Source organism: uncultured Porticoccus sp., from assembly GCF_913061305.1.
GTDB lineage: Bacteria > Pseudomonadota > Gammaproteobacteria > Pseudomonadales > Porticoccaceae > Porticoccus.
In genome coordinates this window covers 297,327-317,183 of the sequence record NZ_CAJXST010000004.1, presented here as the reverse complement: position 1 = coordinate 317,183, position 19,857 = coordinate 297,327, and the positions used below count along the sequence as shown (strand labels likewise).

Below are 19,857 nucleotides of genomic sequence, written 5' to 3'. Positions count from 1 at the left end.
ACCCCATAAATTGACACCCAATAACCGGATCATTGCCATTGCCCAATCCATTCTGCCAACCTGTCTGCCCGACACCTCGACAGAGAGCGAACGCTGCAGAGTTGCGAAGGCTGCCCCTGCTGCTGGGCAAATTATGGATACTGGCATGGCTGACCGCTGCTCCGGTCGTTCTGGCACAAACACAGCCCGACATCGCTATTTCCGGCGAGGTCTCCGCCACCGTCAAGAAAAATATCGTCCAACATCTGGGACTGGGCAGCGAGCACTGTCAAATCAGCGACCGACGCCGCGCTGTACTGCTCGACAGTGCTGACGAAAAAATCCGCCAGGCACTGCAGGCACTGGGTTACTACCATGCCAGCTGGAGCAGCTCACTTTCCAGTAGCGACCAGTGCTGGACAATGACGATTGAAGTAACACCGGGCACAGCCACCACCCTGGGTCGGGTACAGGTTGAGATTGACGGGGACGCCCGGCACGACCCGGCATTTGCCCGGTTACTGGAGGCATCGCTGCCAAAAACCGGTGAGCAGTTGAATCACGGCCATTACGAAGCCTTCAAACAGTCCCTGCAAAAACTGGCGCAACAGCGCGGCTATGTTGAAAGTCATTTTACCCGGCAGCAATTACAGATCAGCCTTGAGAACCAGAAAGCCGACATACTGCTCGGTTTCAATAGCGGTCCCCGCTATCATTTTGGCTCCGTGAATTTCGAACAGGCGGTTTTTGACGATGCTTTTCTGGCGCAGTTTCTGCCGTTTTCTACCACCACCCCTTTTCACGCACCCCTGCTCAGTCAGTTCCAGCAATCGCTGATCAACAGCCGTTACTTTCACCAGGTCATCGTCACACAGCAACCAGCCGACCGCGAAAGTCAACAGATTCCCGTCCAGGTGGTACTCACCCCCGGCCCCCGCTACAGCACCTCGCTGGGGGTGGGAATTGCCACGGATACCGGCCCCCGGGGCAGCATCGGCTTCAGAAACAACCGTGCCAACCAAAAGGGGCATCGCTATGGGGCCGACGCCCAATTGTCGCGGGTCAAATCCACCGTCAGCCTGGAATATCAGATTCCCCTGCAACAACCGGATACCGAATTTGTCACCTTCAAAACCGGCTGGGAAGAAGAAGACACCGACAGCGCTGACAGCGAAACCTGGTTTGCCGGCGCCGCCCACAGCCGCAGTCTGGACAACGGCTGGATCAGAACCCTCGACCTGGTTTATCAGGTGGAGTCCTTTAAAGTGGGAGGTGACCGGAACAGCACGGAATTGGTGGTACCCGGCATCGGCTGGCAGAAAACCCGGGCAGACAATCCGGCCTACCCCTACACTGGCTGGCGTACCCGTTTCAGCCTGCGGGGTGCCGCCGAATCCCTCGGCTCAGACCTGTCCTTCCTGCAATTGCAGGGGAGTGGCAAATATATTCTGCCGCTGCTCGGCGGCCGGGTATTGGGGCGACTTGAGGGCGGCCTGAGCCTGATGAGCAATTTCGAGGAGATGCCCACTTCGTTCCGGTTTTTTGCCGGTGGCGATAACAGTGTACGCGGCTATGACTACGAGGAATTGGGGCCGATGGACGACCGGGGCGAGGTGGTCGGTGGGCGGCATTTATTGGCCGCCTCACTGGAATACGACTATCCGGTTTACAAGGATTATGCCCTCGCCGTTTTTTACGATGTGGGCAATGCCTTTGACAACAGCAGCTTTACCCTGAAAAGAAGCTTTGGTGTCGGATTGCGCTGGCGCTCGCCACTGGGGCCCATCAGGCTGGATCTGGCCTTTCCCGATACATCCGAACAGGCATTCCGGATTCACCTTTCCATGGGGCCGGACTTGTGAAACGCCGTTTAATTTATCGTGGCGCCCTGCTGTTGTCAGCATTACTGGTGGTGATAGTCGGCACACTGCTGGCCACGGGCTACCTTTTAATCGCAACCCGCACCGGCAGCCATTGGCTGCTGGAAAAGGCGGCAGCCTCTGCCACTGATACTGAAATCCACTGGCAGGCCAGCCATGGCACCTTACTGAAAGGCCTCACTTTTCAGGGGCTGTCTATCCGGCGAGCCGACTTGCTGATCAGCGCCACCTCGGCCGCGGGGCAATGGCAGTTACTCGGGCTGCTGGGTGGCCAACTACCTATCCAGACCCTTGAGTTTACCGATCTGCAAATCCATGTTGAGCCCACCACTGCGGATAGCGCGTCAACGTTTGTTTGGCCCAGCCTGAACACTGTCATGCCGGTAACGCTGGAACGACTCACCATCGACCAGTTCCAATACCACAGCGGCCCGGATTCCCTGACGCTGGAAGAAATCTCCGCCGCAGGCAGCGTCAATCTACTCGGCATTGACGTGCGGGAACTGATCATTCGCCAGCCAGAACAACAGTTGGCACTGCAGGGCACCATCAGGGCAAAACCACCCTACCGGCTCAATATCGCACTCCAGTGGCATACCGAATTCCAGCAAAACCGCTTCGAAGGCGAAGCCAGGCTGGGCGGCAATCTGGCCACCGTGACCATTGAACACCAGTTGAGTGCACCCTTTAGTCTTACCACCAGGGGAACCCTGGTCAGTGGCGCGGATTGGGACCGGGGAACATTGAACCCACTGGCTATCTCGGTGGAGCTGATCAATGACTGGACCATCGACAACCGGATTGTCTGGCCCGACCTGCCCGCTATCAGTTCGCAGGGGCAGTTGAGGCTCACCGGTTCAGTGGATGACTATCAGTTGCAGGGCGCATTTGAGCTGACCCCGCAAACCCCATCGACGTTACCCACACAACAGGTTGCCGTTGACCTCCGGGGCGATCGACAGGGTCTGCATCTCGAGAACCTCAACCTGCACTCGGCGGCCGGCAAACTGGGTATTCAGGGAGACGTAGACTGGGACACAACACCCCACTGGCAGCTGGCTGTGAACCTCGCCGAGATCGATCCCGGCTATCTTCTGAACCAGAAGTTGTCAGGCGAGCTGGCGGGCATGCTCACCACTACCGGCAGCTACAGGGATCAGGGCCTGTCGGTAGACGCGAAAATAGACCAGTTGACAGGGTCCCTGAACCGCTACCCGGTGACACTGCGCGGTCAACTGGCCTCCCGGCAGGGCGTATTTTCCAGCCGTGGCTTTACCGCCCGGATCGGAGATAACCGTCTGCGGGTGAACGGGGAATGGGGCGGCCAAACCCCACTCAACTGGCAGCTGACCGCCAACAATCTGGCGGAGCTCTATCCCGGCCTCTCCGGCAAACTGGTTTCCGCGGGCAAGGTTTCCAATCCCGGAAGCCCCCTCTCACCCCGTCACTTGCCTGAGATTCAAGGCACTGTCAGTGCCGACGAACTGGCCTTTGACGGGTACAGCGTTCGTTCACTGAACCTGCGCCTCAACATCGATAAAGCGGGCCTACAGCACATAGACCTGGCGCTGTCGGGTTCGCTGGCCGGCGATCAACAGCAGGAGACCGACCTGCAACTACAGGCCAGTGGACGACCCGAAAAACACCATTACCAGCTTTCGGCATCGCAACCGGAGCTGACCGTTACCTTGCAGGGTACCGGTCACTGGCAACAGGGTGAATGGCAGACCCGGATTTCGGATAGCAAAATCGGCACCCCACTGGTTGGCAACTGGCAGTTGGATAACGGCGTCGAAGGGAGGGTTTCAGAGTACGGTGCCGAGCTAAAAGAACACTGCTGGAAACAACTCGACGGGGTTGTCTGCGGCCATCTGACGTGGCGTAAAAACACCGGTATTGACACCACAGCCACCCTCCACCACTTACCCCTGCAATGGTTACAACCCTGGCTACCGGGCAACAGCGCTCTCAGTGGCGAAATCAATGGCGACCTCAAACTTGCGGGCTGGGATGAAACGCTGGTCGGGCAACTGACCCTCAGCGCCGCGGCGGCCCGATTCACCGTTGACGACAGGGCCAAAAAACTGCGACAGGTCACCCTGGACAATACCGACCTTGACATCCGTCTTGCAGAACAACGGCTGGAACTCACCGGAAACACCAAATTTACCGATACCGGCAACGCCCGGATCCAGCTCCACTGGCCACTGGCAGAAGCGGACCGGGCTATTGGCGGCAGCCTCCACCTCCAGCTGGACAAACTGGATTGGCTGAATCCCTTTGTTACCTCTGTCGACGAATTGCAGGGTCGCGCCGATGCGCTCATCAGGCTTGCCGGTACGGCCGACCACCCGGCGCTGTCCGGGCATGTTCAGCTGAACGGTCTCTCCGCCTATGTTCCACAACTCGGCATTAATCTGACCAACGGCGACCTGCGACTGGAGCATCGCGACCGGACAAGGTGGCAGTTGGACGGCAAAGTGGACTCCGGGGAAGGGTCACTGGCGGTGAATGGCCTGCTGCAGGTCAACCGGCCCGACGACTGGCGCGGTGAACTGTTTCTGACCGGGGTGGGAGTAAAAACGGTTGACCTGGAGACCATCAAGGCCAGCCTAAGCCCGACCCTGAAAATAGTGGCGACCCCGGAGCAACTGCACATCACCGGCAAGATTCAGGTTCCCGAAGCCGAGATTGCGCTCAAGGAAATACCCGCCAGCGCCGTTACCGTCTCCGCAGATGCGCTGATCATCGACCAGACCCACCCAGATGAAGAGAAGCCCTCCCCGCTCAACCTGTTAGCGGACATCGCCCTTGAGCTGGGAGACGATATCCAGTTCAGCGGCTTTGGTATCCACGGACAGGTAACGGGGAACCTCCGTCTCACCGAAACACCAACCCAACCGGTGCGGGCGGAGGGCATTCTGCAAATTGTCGATGGCGTCTACCGAACCTACGGGCAGGCGCTGACGATCGATTCCGGCAGGCTGGTTTTTCAGGGCCCCCCGGATAACCCACTGATTCATGCCCGCGCTTCCCGAACAGTGGGCGATACGCTGGTGGGTATTCAGATTGATGGTGTGCCGGGCGCATTGACCAGCGAACTGTTTTCCAGCCCCAGCCTGCCACAGACCGACATCCTGGCCATGCTGATCACCGGCAAATCCCTGGCGGGAACCACCCAGACAGAGGGGTCGACCCTGATCAATGCTGCCGCCTCACTGGGCTTCAGTCAGAGCGATGCATTGACCGGACAATTGCAACGGCAACTCGGACTCGACGTGTTGTCGGTCTCCAGCGACGGCGGCATCGAAGAGAGCGTCGTCACTTTTGGCAAATACCTGACACCGAGGCTCTACGCCAGCTATATTCAAAATATTCTCTCGCCCAATGCCGGCTTACTGCTCGAATACTCGGTCTCCAAAAAATTCAAGATACGGGCTGAATCCGGCGCAACGCAGAGCATGGATATTCTCTGGAGGATCGAGCGTCCCTGACCTTTCAAGACGCTGGCCCCTCCCTGCGCCATGTGCGACAGTGTCTCCCTGGACGTTAAAAAGTGATTACCCGCCGTCATGTCAAATCACAACCTTTTGAGTTCTACGGTCAAGGCTCTCCAGCCCCGCTCACTCAAGTATTTAAGCACGTCCCTGCAGGGGCTGATCCGGGGAAAACTGTGGCTTCAGGTGCTTGTTGGCATGTTTCTCGGCATTGTCGTCGGCATTTTGATGGGCCCCAGCCTGGGCTGGGTATCACCCGCTGATGCCACCACCATCAGCGACTGGCTGGCACTGCCCGGCAAACTGTTTCTCGCCCTGATTCAGATGATCGTCATCCCGCTGGTTTTTGCCTCCATCATTCGGGGGCTGGCGGCCACAGAAGATCTGGAACAGCTCAAAAAAACCGGCTTCAGAGTGGTGCTGTATTTTATCTTCACCACGGCCATCGCCATCGTGATTGGCATCACCATCGCCAACCTGATCAAGCCGGGGCAATATATCGACCAGCAGGCACTGCAGATCGCTTCACTGGTTGAACCCATCCCGGCGGCAGAAACATCCGGCAGCCCTGTTCTCGGTGAGCTGCCACAAAAAATTGTCACGCTGCTGCCCTCTAATCCGCTCTCCGCGATGGTGGAAAGCAATATGCTGGAGGTGGTAATTTTTGCCATGATCATGGGCGTGGCACTGGTGATGATGACACCACTGCAGGCCAAGCCACTGCTCGATTTGATGGGATCCCTCCAGGAAGTCTGCATGACCGTCGTCCGCTGGGCGATGCTATTGGCACCGATCGCCGTGTTCGGGCTGATACTGCAGTTGACCGCCAAGCTCGGCATCGATGCCCTGCTGGGCATGGCGGTCTACGTCCTGACGGTATTACTGGGCTTGTTGCTGTTACTGGGTTTGTATCTGTTGATTATTTTGATCGTGGCAAGGCGACACCCGCTGACCTTTCTCAACGACATCAAGGAGGTGCTGTTGCTGGCCTTCTCCACCTCCAGTTCCGCAGCAGTGATGCCGCTATCCATCAAGGTGGCCGAAGAAAAACTCGGTGTCAGGCCCTCCATATCGCAATTTGTGATCCCGCTGGGGGCCACCATCAACATGAACGGCACGGCGCTCTATCAGGGTGTGGCCGCCATGTTTCTCGCACAGGTATTCGGCATCGATATCGGGCTTGGCGGCATGGTGTTGATCGTGATCACTGCGGTTGGCGCCTCGATCGGCTCACCGGCAACACCGGGGGTCGGCATAGTGATCCTCGCCATGGTGCTCGACAGCGTCGGCATACCGGCTGCGGGCATCGCACTGATCATGGGGGTTGACCGGATACTCGATATGTGTCGCACAGCCATCAATGTCAGCGGCGACCTGGTGACCGCGAAACTGATGGATCAATGGGTGGGCAGCAGCCTTAGCCACCACGCCGAGCAACTCAAGGAACAGCAGCAGGAAATCGTTCGCCAGCAAACCGGCGAAGATGTGCTTACCACAACAGGCAATCCTCGTGGGGAATAACCACATTGCCAACGTCTCTTCAGCGGAACCATTCTGCATACAACATAAAAAAACCCCGACGTATGACTGGGAGTATCGTCGGGGCCTTGGCAGCTAACCATCTAGAATATTGGGCCGACCTGGACCAGCCCATAGTGGGTGTCGTCCGTTACATGGACTGAAGCTTTTTCTCCACTTTTTCTCTCAGCGCCGGATCCTGATCCATCCGGCTCGCCAGCGCATTGTAGTCCTGTACGGAAATACCGCTGGCCTCCACGGCTGTGACCATTTCTTCCTGCGCCTTCATCTGTAGTTCACGGGCCTTGTCGTTGTCCTCTACCCCCTGGAGCTGTTCCGAAAACTTCTGCTGGATAACCTGTACCTCACCCATTGCCTCGGCAAAACTGGTGACGGTGGCATCATCGGCGGGCTGCGCTGCAGCAGCACTCTGCGGTGGCTGGCCGTAACCCTGTGGGTCCTGGGCCATTGCAGCCGGGGCAGATAAAAGCAGGGCCGAAAACAATGTAGTAGCAGCGATCTGGTTGAAAGTCATAGTGCCTCCTTGTCAGGCTTTTTTGATTTCACTAAATATTTAGCAACCACCATGCCAAGTAGCAAAAGCACCGCTAGCCGCGGCTTTCAGGTACATCGGTGTGTTATTGGGCCACCACTCAAGCGTGTCAATATGGCACATGTGACATTGCAACAGGGTCAATCCCGCTCAGTCATCATCCTCCAGGTAACGGTAGAGTGTGCGGCGGCCAATACCCAGCAGCTCGGCCGTGCGCCGTTTGTTGCCCTCCATTCGCGCCAGGACATAACGCACATAACGCCTTTCCACATCCTTCAGGGGAAGCAGTTGCTGTGCTTCAATCGGCTCGTCGAAAGTGGCACTGCCCTCTGCCTGACCGGCACCTCGATAACTGCGGATACGCTCCGGCAAATCATCGATATCGACCTCTTCCCCACGGGCAAAGGCCACCGCGCGCTCGATGGCATTGGACAGTTCGCGAACATTGCCAGGAAAGGGATAATGGCGTAAACAGCGCAGCGCCGTCGGGGTGATCCCGGTTACCCGGGGCTCCGCCAATGCGCCGAAGCGCGCCAGAAAGTGGGCGGCGAGCAGATCAATATCATCCCCGCGACGGGCCAGTGGCGGGACCTCAAAAGAAAATGTTTCCAGCCGGTAAAACAGATCTGCCCGGAACATACCGGATTCAATATCGGCGACCGGATCCCGGTTGGTGGCGGCCACGATACGAACATCGATCTGGCGTTCACGGTTTTCCCCGACCGGTCGCATTCGGCCATCCTGAAGGATACGCAACAGCTTCGACTGCATCGCCCCCGGCATTTCACCTATTTCGTCCAACAGCAAAGTGCCGCCCTCCGCCTCGGCAAACAGCCCCTTGCGGGCCCGCTGGGCACCAGTAAACGCACCAGCGGTGTGGCCAAACAATTCACTCTCCAATAATTCAGAGGGGATGCCCGCACAGTTCACCGCCAGAAAAGGGCCATCGCATCGATCACTTTCGGCGTGCAACGCACGGGCCACCAGTTCCTTGCCCACGCCGCTCTCGCCGGTAATCAGCACCGGGCCATTGGCCGCGGCGACCCGGCGAATTTGCTCAAACAACTGTCTCATCGGGGCACTGCGACCGATCAACCCGTGAAAATCGCCGCTTTTCAACATCTGTCGATAACGGGAAATTTCACTCTGCAACGCCCGGCGCTCCAGTGCCCGTTCCACACTGAGCCGCAAATGGTCCAGACTGAGCGGTTTGGTAAGAAAATCGTCGGCGCCGTGCTGCAATGCATTGACGGCCTGCTCCACGGTACCAAATGCGGTGATCACCAGAAATGCCGGGGGCACCGGCAACTGACGGCTGTGGTCGAGCAGGCTCAGCCCGGTCTCCCCCGGCAGGCGCATATCGCTGATAATCAGGTCCGGCGACCGGCTGGCCATCCAATGTGCAGCGGCTTCGGCGTCACCGGCCTCCGCCACGGCAAAGCCATTCTCCTCCAGTTCCTCGCGAATCAGTCCGCGCAGGCCATTGTCGTCCTCGACAACGAGAATCAGTCCGGCATCAGGCATCCGCTGCATCCTCCCTCTGTGGCAATAACAGGCAAAAGCGGGCACCGCCGTTATCGGTGTGGGAAACCTCAATCGCACCGCCGTGATCCCGGGCTGCCGCATGCGCTACTGCCAGGCCGAGCCCGGTTCCCTGGCCCACCGGTTTCGTGGTGAAAAACGGTTCAAACAGATGGGGGAAGTCGTCATCGCTGATACCCGGCCCGTCATCCTCAAAACAGTAGCGAACCCCCTCCGGACAAATCTCACAGCTCACCACAACCCGAGCCCGGGCAGCCTGAAAGGCGTTTTGCAACAGGTTGGTCAATGCCTGCTCCAGTCTGATCAAATCGACTTTCACCGACTGCGTCTTCGTGTCCGGCGAGATTTTTTCATCAACCCAGATGGAGGCCGGGTTCGCAACCCGTTTGAGGGCACTCAGCAGCGGCTGACAAGCGGCAACTGTGCGGCGATCCAGCGGATTGGACCGACCAAAATCCAGGAGCTGGCGGATAATCCGCTCCATACGAGCCGACTCCCTGCGAATGGCAGCCAGTGCATCCATCACGGCCGGGGGCAGGTGCTCGCCGTGCCGCAGCGCCCGCTGCGCCTTGCCATCCACTGTACTGAGGGGACTCCCCAGCTCGTGGGCGACACCGGCAGAAAGCTGCCCAAGGGCAGCCAGTTTTTCCGACTGGTGCAGTTTTTCGGTCAGCTCGGCCTCGCGGTCTTTTTGCGCTGCCAGCGCTTCACTGGAGCGGGCGATCGCATTGAGCATTTCGTTAATGCCACCCGCCAATAATTGCATCTCACGGGGGCCCTTTGGGTCAAAACGGTGTCGCAGTTCCCCCGAGCGAATCCGAGCCAGACCCGACTTCACGGCGACCAGATGCCGTCCCAGAGTCCAGCGATAGCCCAGTAAAATAATCAGCGTCAGTATGATTGCCGAAATGATCAATACCGACAGACTGTGGGTGCGAAGCTGACTGAGATAATTGTCAAAATCGCTGCCACGGCGAGTAATTTGCAGCAGACCACTGATCTGCTCACCGGCATCCACCAACGGCACAAAATAGGAAAACACCGCCTCTTTACCCACCCGGGCAAATTCGCCCTGTCGTTCACCGCGATTGGCAATGCGTACCGCCTGTTCACTCCCCATGGAGGGCTCCCTGGCACCGCTGGCATAAATGGTTTTACCGCGGCGATCATAGACATAAATGCCGTAGACTCTATCGATAGTAAATGCCGATTCCAGGGCACGCTTGATGGTTTCCTCATAGCCGCGCTCAAGGGCGTGACTCAAAGGCAGACGAATTGCCCTGGCAATAAGTTCGATATCCTCCTGCATGCGATCGCGGCTGTTGCGCTCCAGCAGGTTGATGCTGTACCAGCCGGTCAGTCCCATCACTGTGAGAAACGGCAGTAGTACGGTAACGAGCAAGGTCAGGCTGAGGGGTAACGGTAGTATCCACGCACGGATTTTAAAAAATTCAGGTCGCATGGTTTGTCACCCTACCGTATTTTCTCGGGAAATTCCCGTGAACCTCGGTGTTGTCTCGCACCTGAGGAGGTCAGCTCGAACCTGAGGAGGCTGAGGAGGCTGAGGAGGCTGAGGAGGCTGAGGAGGCTGAGGAGGCTGAGGAGGTTCTCACCTCCGTCGTGACCCATAAAAAACCCCCGCCTTTTCAGGCGAGGGTTTAGTTTATGGCGCACTCGGGAGGGTGAAACAAGTGTCTGCAAAGCAACGCTTTGCACGCCGTTGAACGACCGTCAGCTGTGCTGGCGGGCCGGCAATCCGACCAGCTTACAAGATCGCGACCTTGGTAGCCGTTTATACCTCGTCAAGGAGGATTATTCGGCGCTCGGGTCGTCTCGTACCTACGGTGCCCGGCTCGTGTCTGGGAGGATTGACTCAAAACGGCTTATGGCCGTTTTGCCCCCTGCGGGGCTGCGCAACTTGCCGTTGCTGGGTCCAACTTCCTCACGGAAGTTGTCGAACCTCTATCGGTTCGAACGCTATCGGGGAACCATAAACAAAGAAACCACCGCAAGGGTGGTTTCTTTGTTTATGGCGCACTCGGGAGGATTCGAACCTCCGACCGCTCGGTTCGTAGCCGAGTACTCTATCCAGCTGAGCTACGAGTGCGTGAGGCCGCGTAATATATTGAAGTGACTCCGGAGAGTCAAGTCGAAAAGCCATTTTGGTTATATGACACGGAAGGTTTGTCGCCTATTGCCACGGCCTAAATTGGGGATGTTGTTGGACGGCCAATCAGGCAATAATAGGCCTTGAAGGGAGGTGAGCATGCTGCGCATGGCAATTAACGGCTACGGCCGTATCGGCAGGAATATCCTAAGGGCTTTTTACGAAAGGCCCGAGCTCAGGGAGCAGATGGCCATTGTCGCGATCAATGATCAGGGCAATGTGGCGATCAACGCTCACCTGACCCGGTTTGACAGTGTTCACGGTCAATTCCATCAACCGGTGAGTCACGACGACGAGACTCTGTTCATTGATGAGGACGCCATCAGGGTGCTCGCCGAGCCGAATCCGGCAAACCTCCCCTGGCTGGCGTTGCAGGTCGATATCGTTCTGGAGTGCACGGGACATTTTACCGACCGGGAGGAGGCTGCCGGGCATTTGCAGGCCGGGGCCAGAAAAGTGCTGATTTCGGCACCGGGCAAAGATGTGGATGCCACCGTCGTGTTCGGAATCAATCACGAACTGTTATCGGCCGAACACCGGATCGTGTCAAATGCCTCCTGCACCACCAACTGTCTGGCGCCAGTGGTTCAGCCTCTGTCCGCCGCCCTCGGCATTGAAACGGGTTTCATGACAACGATTCATGCCTATACCAATGACCAGCACCTGGTGGACGTCTATCACGAGGATTTGTACCGGGCGCGCTCAGCCACGCTGTCCATGATTCCCACCCGCACAGGCGCCGCAAAAGCCATTGGTCTGGTGCTGCCCGAACTGGCGGGAAAACTGGACGGCATGGCCGTCAGGGTGCCCACCGCCAATGTGTCGCTGGTGGACCTGACCTTTACAGCCAGCCGTGCCACCACAGCGGCCGAGGTAAACGACATCATGCAGCAGGCCGCCCGCGGTCCACTGGGTGAAGTTCTCGCCTACACGGAAGAACCGATGGTGTCCGTCGATTTCAACCACTCCGCCTACTCCAGTATTTTCGACGGCTCACACACCCGGGTTTCCGGCCAACTGGTCAAAGTTCTCGCCTGGTATGACAACGAATGGGGGTTTTCCAACCGCATGCTGGATACCTGCCTGGTCATGGGCCGACATCTGTAGAATTAGCAGTGTTAAAATAATCGTGCAGATAGCCGCCAGGCTTTGCTATGCCAACCGTTCATCATTGGGCATGCGATACTGGCCGATATAATCAGACAGCGACCACAAAAGACGAGTCCAGCCGTATGACAAAGACAACCACCCCTCCCGACACACTGCCTGCCTGGCGTACGCTGGAAGCACTGGCAGCGGGAGGCAAACGACTCGACCTGCTGTCGCTGTTTCAGAAAGATCCGGATCGCCATCGGCGTTTTGCCCTGTCGGTGGACGGGTTGCTGCTGGATTATTCGAAGAATCTGATCGACGAAACCATTTTTTCAGCCCTGCTGGAACTGGCCGAGCAATCCACACTGGGACATCAGCGCGATGCCCTGTTCAACGGCGATCCAATCAACTGCTCAGAACAGCGCGCCGCACTTCACACCGCCCTGCGAGGCGAGCGGGAAGACGGTTACCGGTGCGGAGGACAGCCCCTGAACGAACAGATTAGTGCCACACTGGCCGAGATGGCGACAATCAGCGGGTTAGTCCGCGAGGGCAAGTGGCTCGGTGTCACGGGTAAAGCCGTGCGGGATATCGTTCATATCGGTATCGGCGGCTCGGTACTCGGCCCCCAACTGGCCTGCCAGGCATTGCGCCCCTACAGGCACCCGGATCTGCGGGTTCACTTTATCGCCAACGTGGATGGGGAGGATGTACTCAACACCCTCAATCAACTGGATCCTGAAAGAACCCTGGTGATTGTCGCCAGCAAGACCTTTACCACCCAGGAAACACTGTTAAACACCCGCACCACCCTGCACTGGCTCGAACAAAAGCTGCAGCGATCGGGGCTGGTGAGCAGCCGCCAGGTCATCGCCCTGACCGCCAACCGGAAAAACGCCGAGGCCTTCGGTATCCCGTCATCACAGATTCTGACATTTGATGAGTGGGTCGGTGGCCGCTACTCGGTGTGGTCCTGTGTGGGACTGACCATTTCGATCAGTCTGGGACACGAACGCTTTACAGAGATGCTGGGGGGCGCCCGGGCGATGGATCGGCACTTCCGGTCGGCACCCTTTGCCGAAAACATGCCGGTGATCCTGGCCCTGCTGGGTATCTGGTACCGGAATTTTCTCGACACGACATCAGTGGCCATTATCCCCTACTGCCAACGCCTGTCATTACTGCCCAGCTATCTGCAACAACTCGATATGGAAAGCAACGGCAAGTCAGTCTCGCAATCCGGTGAAACCATTGCTTACCAGACCGGCCCCGTCCTCTGGGGACAGACGGGCACCAATGCACAGCACACCTTTTTTCAGCTGTTTCATCAGAGCAACCATTTAATTCCACTCGACCTGGTCGCCGCAGTCAATGAACCCGAAAGTATCGATGAACACCACCGCACACTGCTGGCAAATTTGCTGGCACAGGCATCTGCCTTGATGACGGGCAATCGAAATCAACCGGATCTCCCGGCTCACCTGATCTGTCCCGGCAACAAACCCTCCAACCTGCTGCTGCTCGACGCCCTCACACCCTACCATTTCGGCCAGGTGCTGGCGCTCTATGAGCACAAGGTATTTGTGCAGGGCGCGATCTGGAATATCAATTCCTACGACCAGTGGGGCGTCGAACTCGGCAAGGGCATTGCATCCGACTTGCTCTCTGGGCACGACAGCGACCAAGACGGTGAAAGTGCACCTGACCCGTCCACGCGGCAATTGCTCAACCATATCAACCGCCGCACAGGATTATTCAAAACCCCCTGAACACGGCCGCGATGCAGGCTTGGCAGGCAACTGCCACCAACGGTGTCAAACATTAATACAGCAGGGCAATCAACCGGATACGGCGCGCAAAATACCCAGCATGAAACAACGACTGATCAGATAGATTGAGTTATTGGCACCCAACTTGAGCCGGGCACTTCGCATGTGGAGCTTGACCGTGGCCGGGGTGATGCCCAGCAGAGTCGCCACCTCATCATTGGTCTTGCCCAATGCGATCCGCAATACAACTTCGGATTCACGTTTGGTCAGTCCATAGAGCGGGTAAACGGCCAGCTTTTTTGCACCATTCCGGTAGGACTCATTAAATTCCAGCACATCAGTATTCATTTTCATTATTGTTGTTGGGTCAAATCCGTATTTTCAATTAGTGGATAGTCGGACCGATTGAACCGGCACACTCAAAACTTCTGCCGACTTTATTTTCGATCAACATTCAGGGTCCACAGGAACCAGCTTGCCACCGGGCTCGTGACACTGAACCCGTTATCTACGCTACAAAAAAACAAGGCCCTCGCGGGCCCTGTTTAATATTGCATTGGAATTCAAGCTGTTTCCCTGTTAGTGACGCTGTACTTCACCAAACAGGAAGCGCGGCTTGAAGATGAAGGCAAGAGCCGGCATCAGGAACAACGCACTCAATGCAGAGACACACAGCCACAGGCCGATCAACATGCCCATCTCAGCCTGGAATCTCAATGAAGAGAACAGCCATACAGCAACGCTGGCAATCAGTACCAGAGCGGTTACCAGCACACCCCGTCCCGCACAGTGCAGGGACATGGAAATGGCTTCGATGTGTGACTTGCCAGATTTGTATTCGATCTGGATACGGTCACAGATATACAGTGCGTAGTCCACGCCCAGACCGATACCCAGCGCAGCAACAGGCACGGTATTGATGTTCATACCAATGTTCTGCCATGCCATGAAGGCGAAGGTTACCAGGTTGGACAGCACCACTGGGACCATAAAGAACATCCCCGCAATACTGGAGCGATACACAATGATACACATCATCACCAGAATGAAGAGCGCCAGTGCAATCGACTGAATCTGTCCGGAGAGGATGACCTCATTCACCGCACCGATCACGCCGATGATACCGCCAGCCATGTGAATGGTCAGCCCTTCAACCGCCATGTTGTCCTTGAACTCATTGATCCGGGCAATCGCTGTCTGGATCGTCTTGCCCTGACGGTCGGTAAAGAACAACGTCACCGAGGCATTGGTGGCTTTCACATCGGTAAAGCCAAGCAGGTCACCGGGCTCAGAGGCACGTTCGAACATATAGATCAGTTCGGCGTTGTTGGTGGTGGTTTCACCCAGCTCCACGTAGCGGTAGTTACCTTCCCGCACTGTCTGGTTAACCGTCGGCAAAACATCCGCCAGGGACAGACTGCCACCAATTTCCTCTTGCTGCTCCATGTAGCGCTGAAAACGCAACATGCTGTCCAGAGAGTCGACCTCTTTCATGAGGCCTTCTTTATCGCGGGTTTCGTTACCAAACACCACAAACATCCGGTCGGCGCCTGGGAACTTGCTGTTGATATTGTCAGAATCGATATTGTAACGGGCATCGGGCCAGAGGATCGGTGAACCGGGGTTGGCATCGCCCACCTTCAGATCGACCGCGTAAAAGCCACAAACGATAAATAGGGCCAAAGAGAACGCAACCACCACATAGCGCGCCCGGGTTTCCACGATCTTGACACACATGTTCAGGAAAGGACGGATGAGCAGCAGGTCAAGGTTCAGCGGGTGAGCGTAGGACTTGGGTTTTCTCACCCATGACAGCAGGATCGGCGTGACAATAATCGAGCTCACCGCCACGGTGCCAACCCAGACAACCGCCAGTACCACCAGCTTCTGCAACAGAGGAATCGGGCTGATCGCAACCACGGTCACACAGCCAGCATCCGTAGCAATACCCAGCAAGCCGGGACGCAACAGATCCTTCAGAGTCAGGCGGGCCGCCTCCGTTGAACAGAGATCGTGACCCTCGGTCATCTTGTCGATTTCTTCGTGGAAGCGGGTGATCATCTGTACCGAATGCGATACTGCACGGGCAGTAATCAGCATGGCCACCACGACTACCAGCGGGTCGAAGTGAATGCCCAGCATGTGTGCAGCGCCCAGTGCCCAGGTGGCGCTGATCGCACCGGACAGCAGTGGCAACAGCGTACCGCGCCAGGTTCTGTTGATCAGGAACAGCAGTACCAGGAAGATCAGCGCCGCCACCAGAACCAGATTCATGGTTTCAGGCAGGAAGTGGTTTACCCAACCGTACAGAACCGGATTGCCCACCAGGCTGATATTGACGGTGTCATCATCCAACCGGTCTACCAGTTCGTAAGCCTGTTTGTAGGCGCGGTTGTACTCGAGCAGATTGTCGTAGAAATCCACCGTCACCAGCGTAGCTGTCAGATCTTTGGACACATAGGGTCCATAGACCAGCGGGCTGCGCAAGATTGCTTCCCGAAGCCTTTCAATACCAGCTTCATCTTCCGGAAGAGCGGGCCACATGTAGGGGAAGCTTTCAATCCCCTCTGTGGAAGCGCGCACTTCCTTCAGTTTTTTACCGGCGATTGAATAGATCTGGAATTCATTGATCGCATTGATCTTGTAAAGACCCTGGGTGAGATCACGGACCTTCTTCAAAACCGGCATCTGGAAAATATCACCTTCTTCCGCTTCGATCATGAAGGTGATGATATTGGTGCCACCGAAGGTGTTTTTGTATTCGTTGTGTATCTGAACATAGGGATGCGAGGTCGGCATCAGGTCGTCAAATACGGTTTTAACTTCGATATTCTGTGCAAAGTAAGCAAATATAACTGTGAGAACAGCCACCACTGCCAGAACACTTTTTCTGAATTTGATACAGGCAAGTGCAAATTTTTCTAACATGTTATCCTCCACCAACCATCCGAAACTGCCTGGATGGGCGCATCTTTTAATTGTTTATTTGAATCGTCACGCAACTGTGTCAATGACTAGTGCAACAATGTCCACTGGTTCGTTTCGAGATCCATATAACCGACCGTCTCACCGACACCGACAAACCCGCCATCACCGGTCAGGGCGAGTTCAGCGTGGGACGTAAAGTCCTTCACATCTGCGGCGGCTTCTGTCAGGAAACGTGTTTCAAATGACGACAGATCACCGGAGAAGGTTATCCACTTGCCTTTGTTGCCAATACCTACCCACTCCTTGAGGTGCTCAGACCAAGCAATATCCATGAGGTGTTCTTTCATACCGGAGGTTTCGCTGTCGACATGCGCCCAGGTTTCACCACCGTCAAAGGTGGCGACAATGGTACCGGACAAACCGACCGCAACCCCTTCCAGTTCATTGCGGAAATCAATGGCCGCGAAGCTGTTCAGGCTATCGGTCTTAATGGTGCGCCAGGTCTCACCATTGTCATCACTCTTGAAGATCAGACCGTAGGCGTCCGGAACCAGCTGGTGTGGATCATAAGGCGCATCAGGATCTTCAATCGCCCTTGCTTCAGCGGCAATGATGATGGTGTTTTCGTTGGTGCGGATAACGTCATTGAAGAAGATATCCTCTTCATCGCGCAGGCGCTTCCAGGTATTTCCGTAATCCAGACTTTGAATGATCATGCCCATTTCACCCACCGCCAGCGCTTCGCCATCGGGAGATACATGGACTTTCAACAACTTGTTGGAAATTTCGGATTTGGGTGTCTCCACTGACATCCAGGTCTTACCGCCATCGTCGGTCACCACCGCAACACCTTTGTTGCCCACGGCTACAGCACGGTTCTCATCCCAGGCAGCGATATCCTGAAAATGCGTATCCACGGTGGAGTTTTGATTGGTCCAGGTTTTCGCCCGGTCAGTGGAAATAAGGATTTTTCCGTAGTTACCAGCCGCCCAATACACATCGGGGCCGACTTGGGTGATGCCGAGAATATTGTCACGGCGGTCAATCGCCGGTGGTGTGACTTCCTCTATCACGGCAGTTGGTTTGACAAACAGGCCAGCCCACAACAGAGTGCCGACAATAGCCCAGGGTAAAATTGATAAAACCAATGCAATAAATTTTTGGCCTGCTGTTTTTTCTACCGGCCCTGCGGGCTCAGAGGAATTGGTTCCAGCATGGTCCTGTCCAGCAACATTCATAAAACCCCCAAAAAAATCTAAATGACCAGGAAGGCCACCTTTACTACTACAGTGCTACGAACACCGTCTGATCGGTCGTTTTTATTGATTTTTCAGTGTGTAAACTGCAACAGAGCTGCCAGATAAACGATTAGGTTTGCCTGACAGCCCTGTTTCAGAACGAACCGGTTCGAATTAACGAGCCAGAGCAATCAACGTTTGCAGCGTGACGTCTGTTTCTTCAACACCGGCCGGATTGGCTTTCATGTTGGAAGACCAGTTGGTCGCGAAGTCTGCTTTAAAGTCAATGATGTGACCAACAACCGGCATCAGCGCCTTGTAGCCATCATCACCTACGTCGAGACGGTTCTGGAAGATAAAGCCTTTCCAGAATTCACCGTTTTTGTCGTAGGCCTCACCCAGGTAGGGACGAGGATAATCGACTTCCATATACACTACTTTTTTGCTGTAGGGGTGAACATCGGGCGGGGTGCCTTCGATTACCCATACTTCACGTGGTTCCCACTGCACCTGGGGCGCGGGGAAGTAGTGAGGCGGGATGTCCATGCCGACTGCTGGAAACTCCTGAATGGTGTTTCTGAAGCGCAGATCCACGGTCATCAGCGGTGCGTGAGCAATCGCAAATACATAGCGACGATCAACCAGTTTTACTTCTTTGTATTTGGTCGGAACCGCATCCCAGATATCCCAGTCATCGTACAGCTGCACCGTACCACCGATTGGATCCATCCAGGCGTTACCGGACAGACGACGTGCACGACGAACCGACTTCAGGTAGGCCCAAACGTCATCCGGTGTTTCCGCAGTGGGGTCGTTGTAGCGTACGGAGAAGATACCGATACCTTTAATATCCTGGGGGAAAATTGCCACCAGAACGGTTTTTTGCATGATATCGCCATCACCTTCTACCAGTGGACCACCGTCGAGACGGCCTTCCATGTAGTAGCGACGAGCCCACCAGCGCTGGATACGCTCCATGCCGTCTTCACCGTCGAGGAATACCCAGGAGATGTGACGCAAGTCCATGGTTGCACCGTAGGTCGGTGAACGCAGGTTCCAGATCAGTTTGTCACCGGCGTGGGGGTCGTCCATAGAGATTTCTTGCGGGTCAAAGAACATACCGGCTTCCCAGCCAGACACTGCACGAGTTTCGGGGTCAAATTTTACTTTGCCCTTGCCATCCTGAGTGGCCTGCATGTACTTCTCGTCCATCTCGATGAATTCCGAATGACGGATATTCATCGCCAGGTTTTTTTCGCGGATCATCCACTCGACTTTCTCGGTAATCATGTCGCCGACACGCTTACCTTCGAAGTACATGTCCTTGACCTTATCAAAGTTGGCCGCATTGATCACGGTACCCGCTTTCATTACCTGGTCTTCGGTCACACCCTCGGGCAGTTTTTCCGACTCAGTGGGTTTGCCGTTGTCCCAGCGACCGGCTTTGGCCGGGCTGCCGTAGAACACTGGATTAGGCTTGGAACCGTCTGCCGTTGGCTGCACATAACCGGGTTCCCGGTCGGTGGCGTACAGCGGCAGCGCCGTTTCGTCTTCCGCGGATGCCATCAAGGGCGCAAAGCCCATTGATGCCACGACCGACGCCGTTAGTAACTTCTTATACATAGTCTTACTCCCAGTTTTAAAATAAGTCTTATTTGTGACTATCCGGTTTTGCAATAGTTGCACAAATTTTC

12 protein-coding genes and 1 tRNA gene are annotated in these 19,857 nt (G+C 56.0%); 5 read left to right on the top strand and 8 right to left on the bottom strand.

Features of this window, described 5'->3' with window-relative positions:
* Nucleotides 1-101 precede the first annotated feature (101 nt).
* From QZ516_RS06875 to QZ516_RS06865, 3 genes are all read left to right on the top strand, one after another.
* Nucleotides 102-1,841 (top strand): autotransporter assembly complex family protein, encoded by a 1,740-nt coding sequence (locus QZ516_RS06875; protein ID WP_297187854.1) that lies wholly within the window; start codon nucleotides 102-104, stop codon nucleotides 1,839-1,841.
* Nucleotides 1,838-5,353, top strand: coding sequence for a translocation/assembly module TamB domain-containing protein (locus tag QZ516_RS06870; protein WP_297187852.1), 3,516 nt, complete (start codon nucleotides 1,838-1,840; stop codon nucleotides 5,351-5,353). The genes QZ516_RS06875 and QZ516_RS06870 overlap by 4 nt, the downstream gene beginning before the upstream one ends.
* A 78-nt stretch (nucleotides 5,354-5,431) precedes the next feature.
* A complete protein-coding gene (locus tag QZ516_RS06865) occupies nucleotides 5,432-6,877 on the top strand; it encodes a dicarboxylate/amino acid:cation symporter (protein ID WP_297187851.1) in 1,446 nt (481 codons plus the stop codon).
* Between the two features lie 148 nt (nucleotides 6,878-7,025).
* On the opposite strand, the gene QZ516_RS06860 is transcribed toward QZ516_RS06865, so the two are convergent.
* The 4 genes from QZ516_RS06860 to QZ516_RS06845 all read right to left on the bottom strand — a co-directional run bounded on the left by QZ516_RS06860 (nucleotide 7,026) and on the right by QZ516_RS06845 (nucleotide 11,076).
* Complete coding sequence (locus QZ516_RS06860) at nucleotides 7,026-7,409, bottom strand: DUF4168 domain-containing protein (RefSeq protein WP_297187849.1); 384 nt, start codon at nucleotides 7,407-7,409, stop codon at nucleotides 7,026-7,028.
* Between the two features lie 168 nt (nucleotides 7,410-7,577).
* Entirely contained in the window at nucleotides 7,578-8,951 is a 1,374-nt protein-coding gene (locus QZ516_RS06855) for a sigma-54 dependent transcriptional regulator (RefSeq protein WP_297187847.1), read from the bottom strand.
* Complete coding sequence (locus tag QZ516_RS06850) at nucleotides 8,944-10,431, bottom strand: ATP-binding protein (protein WP_297187845.1); 1,488 nt, start codon at nucleotides 10,429-10,431, stop codon at nucleotides 8,944-8,946. The genes QZ516_RS06855 and QZ516_RS06850 overlap by 8 nt, the downstream gene beginning before the upstream one ends.
* Before the next feature lie 568 nt (nucleotides 10,432-10,999).
* Nucleotides 11,000-11,076: transfer RNA gene (locus tag QZ516_RS06845), tRNA-Arg, on the bottom strand.
* Nucleotides 11,077-11,235: 159 nt separating this feature from the next.
* Between QZ516_RS06845 and gap the strand changes: the two genes are divergently transcribed.
* Together gap and pgi are read left to right on the top strand one after the other, a co-directional pair.
* Entirely contained in the window at nucleotides 11,236-12,243 is a 1,008-nt protein-coding gene (gene gap, locus QZ516_RS06840; protein ID WP_297187843.1) for a type I glyceraldehyde-3-phosphate dehydrogenase, read from the top strand.
* A 125-nt stretch (nucleotides 12,244-12,368) separates the two neighbouring features.
* Entirely contained in the window at nucleotides 12,369-13,997 is a 1,629-nt protein-coding gene (pgi, locus tag QZ516_RS06835; protein ID WP_297187841.1) for a glucose-6-phosphate isomerase, read from the top strand.
* A 69-nt stretch (nucleotides 13,998-14,066) separates the two neighbouring features.
* Here the strand turns inward: pgi and QZ516_RS06830 are convergent, their stop codons facing one another.
* The 4 genes from QZ516_RS06830 to QZ516_RS06815 all read right to left on the bottom strand — a co-directional run bounded on the left by QZ516_RS06830 (nucleotide 14,067) and on the right by QZ516_RS06815 (nucleotide 19,786).
* Nucleotides 14,067-14,351: a helix-turn-helix transcriptional regulator gene (locus QZ516_RS06830; protein WP_297187839.1), complete on the bottom strand. Its 285-nt coding sequence runs from the start codon at nucleotides 14,349-14,351 to the stop codon at nucleotides 14,067-14,069.
* A gap of 225 nt (nucleotides 14,352-14,576) precedes the next feature.
* Nucleotides 14,577-16,925: an MMPL family transporter gene (locus tag QZ516_RS06825; protein ID WP_297187837.1), complete on the bottom strand. Its 2,349-nt coding sequence runs from the start codon at nucleotides 16,923-16,925 to the stop codon at nucleotides 14,577-14,579.
* Between the two features lie 86 nt (nucleotides 16,926-17,011).
* Entirely contained in the window at nucleotides 17,012-18,163 is a 1,152-nt protein-coding gene (locus tag QZ516_RS06820; RefSeq protein WP_297187835.1) for a YCF48-related protein, read from the bottom strand.
* A 174-nt stretch (nucleotides 18,164-18,337) separates the two neighbouring features.
* Complete coding sequence (locus QZ516_RS06815; RefSeq protein ID WP_297187833.1) at nucleotides 18,338-19,786, bottom strand: DUF1329 domain-containing protein; 1,449 nt, start codon at nucleotides 19,784-19,786, stop codon at nucleotides 18,338-18,340.
* Between the last annotated feature and the right edge of the window lie 71 nt (nucleotides 19,787-19,857).